The organism is Shewanella sp. MBTL60-112-B2, assembly GCF_019655055.1.
Taxonomy (GTDB): Bacteria; Pseudomonadota; Gammaproteobacteria; order Enterobacterales; family Shewanellaceae; genus Shewanella.
Genome location: NZ_BPFA01000020.1, coordinates 1 through 6,807, shown reverse-complemented (window position 1 = coordinate 6,807; position 6,807 = coordinate 1). Strand labels below are relative to the sequence as shown.

Below are 6,807 nucleotides of genomic sequence, written 5' to 3'. Positions count from 1 at the left end.
TGACTAAAGAACAACACTTTAGTCATTAACTACCTTATAAGCACAAGAATTCAAGATTATTTAATGTGAAAGAGACTGATAAACGGCTTCACATTGAACTAAAAGAATAAATAATTAAGGGTCTACAAATAATGAATCCTACTACAACTAGCGAAATGCTTTCACCTTGGCCATGGGCTGTGACTGAGTCAAATATTAGCTTTGACGTACAAGTGATGCAGCAGCAGTTAAAAGACTTTAGCCGCGGCTGCTACGTGGTAAATCACAGCGAGAATGGTGTTGGTATCGCCCAGTCTGCAAACATCGTGTCTGAGCATGCTGCAAACACCACAGATTTGCCAGTTAGCGCCTTTGCGCCTGCCCTTGGCACTGAAAGCCTAGGCGACAGTAATTTCCGCCGCGTCCACGGCGTTAAATACGCCTATTACGCCGGCGCTATGGCGAATGGTATTTCATCTGAAGAGCTGGTTATCGCACTAGGTAAAGCTGGCATTCTATGTTCGTTTGGGGCAGCAGGTCTTATCCCTAGCCGAGTGGAAGAAGCGATTAATCGCATTCAATCAGCACTACCAAACGGCCCATACATGTTTAACCTTATCCATAGCCCAAGCGAGCCAGCACTAGAGCGTGGCAGCGTTGAACTATTTTTAAAGCATAAGGTTCGCACTGTTGAAGCCTCGGCTTTCTTAGGCTTAACGCCGCAAATCGTCTATTACCGCGCTGCCGGCTTAAGCCGAGATAATAAGGGCAACGTGGTTATAGGTAATAAGGTGATTGCTAAAGTAAGCCGCACCGAAGTGGCTGAAAAGTTCATGATGCCTGCGCCTGCTAAAATGCTACAAAAACTTGTGGATGATGGTTCAATCACCGCTGAGCAGATGGAGCTAGCGCAACTTGTGCCTATGGCGGATGACATTACTGCAGAAGCCGATTCAGGTGGTCACACCGATAACCGACCACTAGTGACACTGCTGCCGACTATTTTGGCTCTAAAGGACGAGATCCAAGCTAAGTTCAACTACCCGACCCCAATCCGCGTCGGTTGTGGCGGCGGTGTAGGAACGCCAGATGCAGCTCTTGCTACCTTTAACATGGGCGCAGCATATATTGTTACCGGCTCAGTGAACCAAGCTTGTGTTGAAGCGGGCGCCAGTGAGCATACTCGCAAGCTGCTTGCCAGTACTGAAATGGCCGATGTGACCATGGCACCTGCTGCCGATATGTTCGAGATGGGCGTTAAACTGCAGGTGGTAAAACGCGGTACGCTTTTCCCTATGCGCGCCAACAAGCTTTATGAGATCTATACTCGTTACGACTCTATTGAAGCAATTCCTGCTGATGAACGTGAAAAACTTGAGAAGCAAGTATTCCGTTCAAGCCTTGATGATATCTGGGCCGGGACTGTTGCCCACTTTAATGAACGAGATCCTAAGCAAATTGAACGTGCAGAGGGTAATCCTAAGCGTAAAATGGCACTGATTTTCCGCTGGTATTTAGGCCTTTCAAGCCGCTGGTCAAATTCTGGCGAAGTAGGCCGTGAGATGGATTATCAAATTTGGGCAGGCCCTGCTCTTGGAGCTTTCAACCAGTGGGCTAAAGGCAGTTACTTAGATAGCTACCAAGACCGTAACGCCGTCGATGTCGCCAAACACTTAATGTATGGCGCTGCATATCTTAACCGCGTTAACTGTCTCACATCACAAGGTGTGAAGCTGCCGACAGAGCTACTCCGCTGGAGACCAACTCAAAGAATGGCGTAACAAACTGCCTAACTAAACAGACAAAGCCACTAATTTTCATTAGTGGCTTTTTTACTTTTCTTTATCAGAACCCGCTGCCATGTCACGGAAAAGATGACCAAGCAATGTGTACGATATAAACACACTCTATAATAAGCCCTTAAGTAAGCCGACCTCTTGTAAAAATCTGGATAGTCGTCAATTATTAAGCTTTACTAGAGTAATACTCTGTTTTGAAAGGTTTCTAATTATCATCCAACTAAAATCTCAAACCTTTAATCAGCTGCAACTTAAGATTTCACTCGCTATTTTTATCTTATTCGCTAGCGCCGTGTTTGCCTACCGGATCTGGGTACAATCTCCCGCTATTGAACGCTCATTAATAAAAGTGTCCGAGCAGGAATTAGTCGCATTAAACTTTGCTTTCGAACAAATGAGTAGGCCTCTGCATACCATCAATTACGACTATGCCGTTTGGGATCGAACCTACAGCTATATGAGATCGAAAAGTGTGGCGGCTAAGCGATATTATGAGCAGCACGAATACCCTGATGACACCTTTAAAAGTCTGAAGGTCGACGGCGTATTTATTTTCGATAATGAAAACCATATCGTCTTTAATAAGGGCTTTCGCCACAATAGTGATAACGAAAAGCTGCAATTTGATTTGGTAGACTTTGCAAAGTCCCCTGAAAATAAGCTGCTATCACCTTTGAATAAAATCGCTTTTCCGCCTCAGGAGCAGCCTTATACTCACCCAAGCAGTGTACCGACAAAAAGTGGGCTTATCGCCACTAAATACGGGCCAGCCCTATACAATTCCAGTAGTATTTTACAGTCTAATCGCGCTGGGCCAATAATGGGCTACATTGTGTTTATTCGGCTGATTGATGAAGAGTTTATGGCTGAGCTCTCTAAATATACTGCCGCTGGAGTTGAGATGAGTCAGGTAACCGCCTCTGACGATATTACACAAATCCCCTATTTAGGCGCAGGTATTCATTTAGACAAACTGCAGGCAACAACAGAACGTCTTGTGCGTAATATTGACGGCCAGCCATTGATAAAGTTTACCTTGTATCATACCAATACAGAGCCGCCTGCAATATTAGGTAGCGGTATTTATATCCTTCTTGCAGAAATGTCTGTGTTGTTATTTTTAGCCTACTTCTTGTATTCGTATTTCTTAGTACAACCAGTCAGAAAGCTTGCGATTGATATTGAAGAGATGGATAAGAGCCGAGAGATTAGAAAGCTCAAACACCGCTACCCAATCACGGAGCTAGTAAATGTTGCGACTCACTTCAACGCACTTATGGGCACGATTCAAGAGCAAACTAAGCAGCTTAACGAACAAGTTTATATTGATAAGTTGACCAACATTCCTAATCGCCGCGGCTTTGAGCAAAGGCTAGAAACGTATTGCCAACTTCTTGCAAGACAGCAGATAGGTTTTACGCTGATTATTGCCGATGTCGATCACTTCAAAGAGTATAACGACACCCTAGGTCACTTAGCGGGTGATGAAGCGTTAATTAAAGTCGCTGAAACCCTGAGTCAGCAATTTTACCGTGCTGACGACATATGCGCACGCTTCGGTGGTGAAGAATTTATTATGTTACTTAGAGATATCCCTGATGAGCCATTGCTTAGAAAGCTCGATGGTATTATCCAGGCATTCGATGATTTAGCCTTCCCCCATCCAAGCTCTAGTTCTGCTGGACATATCACAGTGAGTCTTGGGGTCTGCCGTGTTCAGGCGGTCGAAGAGTTTGAATTTAAAGGGACTGCAAACATCATAGGTCAACAAGCAGCATTAATGGCAGATCATGCGCTTTATCAAGCCAAAAAATCCGGCCGCAATCAATACGCCAAGGTCACAATTTCAGTCGCTGAGATTGCAACTTTAGAAGCGACTCCGCCTGATAGTCGCCTCTAATCGTTCAGTTAATAACTAAACCATAGCCGATACTGTTAATTATATTTCAATGGCTAATTAGTGACGGGAGAGATCTCCAATCTGTAAATAGCCTCACCTGGCAGAAACGGGGTGCTTTGCTGAGTCGCGTACTCATCGAAACCCGCTCGATAAAAATCTGATAACGGATTGCCCGACTGACCACCCGGTATCGTCATGATTGCATTAGCTTCATCGCCCGGCTGCACAATAAAACGTTGCGACGCACCAAACGACGCACCTTGTACCGCTGGCATAAAACTATCACCAAAACCATCAACTATTGGCATATCGAGCAGCTTGCTCAATGCAGGGATTTGTTTAGAAAAAGGATGTTGGATCTTAAGTTGATTCACCTTGCCCCAAGCCAGATCAGCCATATCATGATTGTCACTGTATTTTTCTAGGCTCATTTGTTTTGCATTAAGATACATCTGCAATAGATGTCCGGACCAACTCACTTCATCTATAGGTAACCAATCTCGATCTTGTGCATTAATCAGCTGCCAGATCCCTGGTTCCAAATAACGCTTGATCGGCGACAGACTAAGTTGATATTTTGCCAGCTCAGTTTCAATCGGTGCAAAGGTAGTATCAATCACCATGCTTCTAAAGTGTCGCACTAATGTATAGCCTACAGAGTCGCTGCAAGCACAGGCTTGCCATGACTCTATGTAGCCAATATCATCATTAAAGCGCTCAGGCTGCTGATATAATTGTTTGAGTAGCAACTGCTGCCAGTCCACCAAAAAGCGAGCCTCATTATCTAGCTGTAGCTGATAAAAATCCTTGGTAGTGAAACTATCGGATTCGAATAGCCTATCGCGTATTTGCATACTACGAGCCCCTAATGCATAACCGCCATCGCCTAGTTGCTTATGCTCTTCCACCGATACAACCCGCGAATTCCCAGTCCATAAACGATTACTTTGCGGATTAATCACCTGTGGTAAATCAGCTTTATCATGCAGCCAATTGACACTCTGAAACTCTGTTGCTGCCATAGCAACATCACTTGGATTGGTTCTCGACGGGTAAGCGCCAGCGGGCTTCCAAGCTGCATTTCCATCTCGGTCCACCAGTAACAAGTTTTGCACCGGGATCCCCATTGTTTCAGCAACAACAATACCTTGCTCAACATTGGCGATAGTATCTAGCTCAATTAACTGCATATCCACCGCATAATCGCTATGACCAACCCAAGATAGCGCATAGCTTTTACCACCAACCTCTTTAACTGGACCGAAAGGCGACATTTCTATGGTGTAGCTGACCTCAGAATCAGGTAACGCTATGGTTTCATGCTCAAAGTAGATTGGCGTTTGCTTATCGATTGCGACCCAATCGGCAGTATCGATATAGGCATTGGTGAAGCCCCAAGCCACATCCCCATTACTGCCGACCACAATAGCCGGCGCTCCAGGTAATGAAACACCAGTAACTTGGACGTCTTGATCGTCTTTTTGATAATTCAATTGGGCGCGATACCAAATAATTGGCACAGCAAAAGACAGATGCATATCATCGGATAACATCGCCTTACCATTGGCAGTTAACTCTCCGGTAACCGCCCAGTTGTTGCTGCCTATATCCAGTGGTTCAGCAATTTCTCTGGTTTGAGCCTGTGCGAGCAAGTTTGGTGTCAGTTGAGGGATTGGCTGTGTCGCTAAGCTTAGTTCACTGCCATCGAGCGAAGCTTGGTACTGGCTTGGCTGAATAAGAAAATCAACCATCTGTTCGCCAAAAAGAGCCTGAACTTGAGTGAGCGCTAAATCACGCTTAATGGTGTTGCCCTGCAAATCTAGATACATGCTATAGATCACCAGCAAGCTATCTGCAGGCTGCCAAAGCTTAGGCTCGGCTCCAGTCACTATGTACTCAAGCGATGACAAAGTCTGCGCTGCAAGTGCGTCATTTACCCCTTGAGCATAAGTCATTAGCACCTTTAAGTGTGCAGCATCCAGTGTAGTGATTATGCGCTCGGCGCGTTTGCGAAGTTGATGAAAACGGCGACTCTTATCTAAGTCTAATGCTTTTTCGCCAAAGATCTCCGCTAGCTCTCCAGCTGAGTTGCGCCGTAATAGATCCATTTGAAAGAATCTGTCCTGACCATGAGCGTAACCTAGACCATAGGCTGCATCTTGTCGGTCAGTAGCGTTAATAATTGCGGTGCCAAGTCTATCTCTCTCAAGAGTGACTTGTTGTTTAACGTTTTCGCTCGTTAGGTTTTTATCAAGAGCCGGCAGGCTCAAAGATACGGATAAGTACAAACCACCTGCAATTGTCACAGCAACTGACGAGGTACCAATGAGTGCTATTTTTATTATTTTATGCATCGTTTCAGCTGTCCCTGCGCTAAAAATTTAACCTAGTGCATCATAAACTGGGTTGCAAAAATGTTAAACAGTCATTTGAATTTTATATTCGTGTCATAGCAATTCAGTGGATTGTGCTAGTCTAGCGCCCTAATAATTGTATTAAGCCTCACAGTAAATACTGATAAACCTAAGTTACAACTGGCACAGCTTTAAGAGCGGCTATTACAAATAGCTTCTGTGACAAACAGTGCAGTTACTAAATCTAGGTAGCTACGACATGCTAGGAGTAAGATGGCTAAACCCAATAAGAAAGGACCGACCCAAACAGTCGAGATCTTCTGCGCCAAATGTAAAGCCCAACTATTTAAGTACCGAAAAGGTGGCAAAGGCGCACTAGTTAAGTGCTTTAAGGAACGCATTGTTGATGATTACACCCAAACGCCCTGCCAATGCCCGAGCTGCCAGCAAATTTTTGCACGCGATACGCTGATCCGCGGCGCTCCTGCGTTTAAGATGATAGGTGGTAAGGTCACAATGAAGTAGCAGCCTTGGAATGAAGGCTGGTTACATTTTTCTTTGTGCTGTTGGCACATGTAAGGCTGAGCCTGACTAACATCATCAAGTTAGACTTCGTCTAACAATTAACGTCGTGGCGCTTCGCCCCTTTGATGTGGTCAACTAAAACTGTACACCAACAGGGGATGCGTATTTACGCAGCCATTTCGGCCGCTGTTGGTGTCATGTAATTATTATAACTATGACCCCGTTTTGTATTGTAGTGCTTCAAGATATA

4 protein-coding genes are annotated in these 6,807 nt (G+C 44.9%); 3 read left to right on the top strand and 1 reads right to left on the bottom strand.

From position 1 onward, the window contains the following. The first annotated feature begins 131 nt into the window (after positions 1-131). Positions 132-1,760 (top strand): PfaD family polyunsaturated fatty acid/polyketide biosynthesis protein, encoded by a 1,629-nt coding sequence (gene pfaD / locus K5Q73_RS13165; protein ID WP_220763601.1) that lies wholly within the window; start codon positions 132-134, stop codon positions 1,758-1,760. 310 nt (positions 1,761-2,070) lie between these two features. Then, positions 2,071-3,678: a diguanylate cyclase gene (locus K5Q73_RS13160; RefSeq protein ID WP_259650800.1), complete on the top strand. Its 1,608-nt coding sequence runs from the start codon at positions 2,071-2,073 to the stop codon at positions 3,676-3,678. A 53-nt stretch (positions 3,679-3,731) separates the two neighbouring features. Here the strand turns inward: K5Q73_RS13160 and K5Q73_RS13155 are convergent, their stop codons facing one another. Then, on the bottom strand, positions 3,732-6,032 hold the full coding sequence (locus K5Q73_RS13155) for a penicillin acylase family protein (RefSeq protein WP_220763599.1): 2,301 nt from the start codon (positions 6,030-6,032) through the stop codon (positions 3,732-3,734). Positions 6,033-6,305: 273 nt separating this feature from the next. Here K5Q73_RS13155 and K5Q73_RS13150 point away from each other — a divergent pair, with 273 nt between their 5' ends. Continuing rightward, entirely contained in the window at positions 6,306-6,557 is a 252-nt protein-coding gene (locus K5Q73_RS13150) for a hypothetical protein (RefSeq protein ID WP_220763597.1), read from the top strand. Positions 6,558-6,807 lie beyond the last annotated feature (250 nt).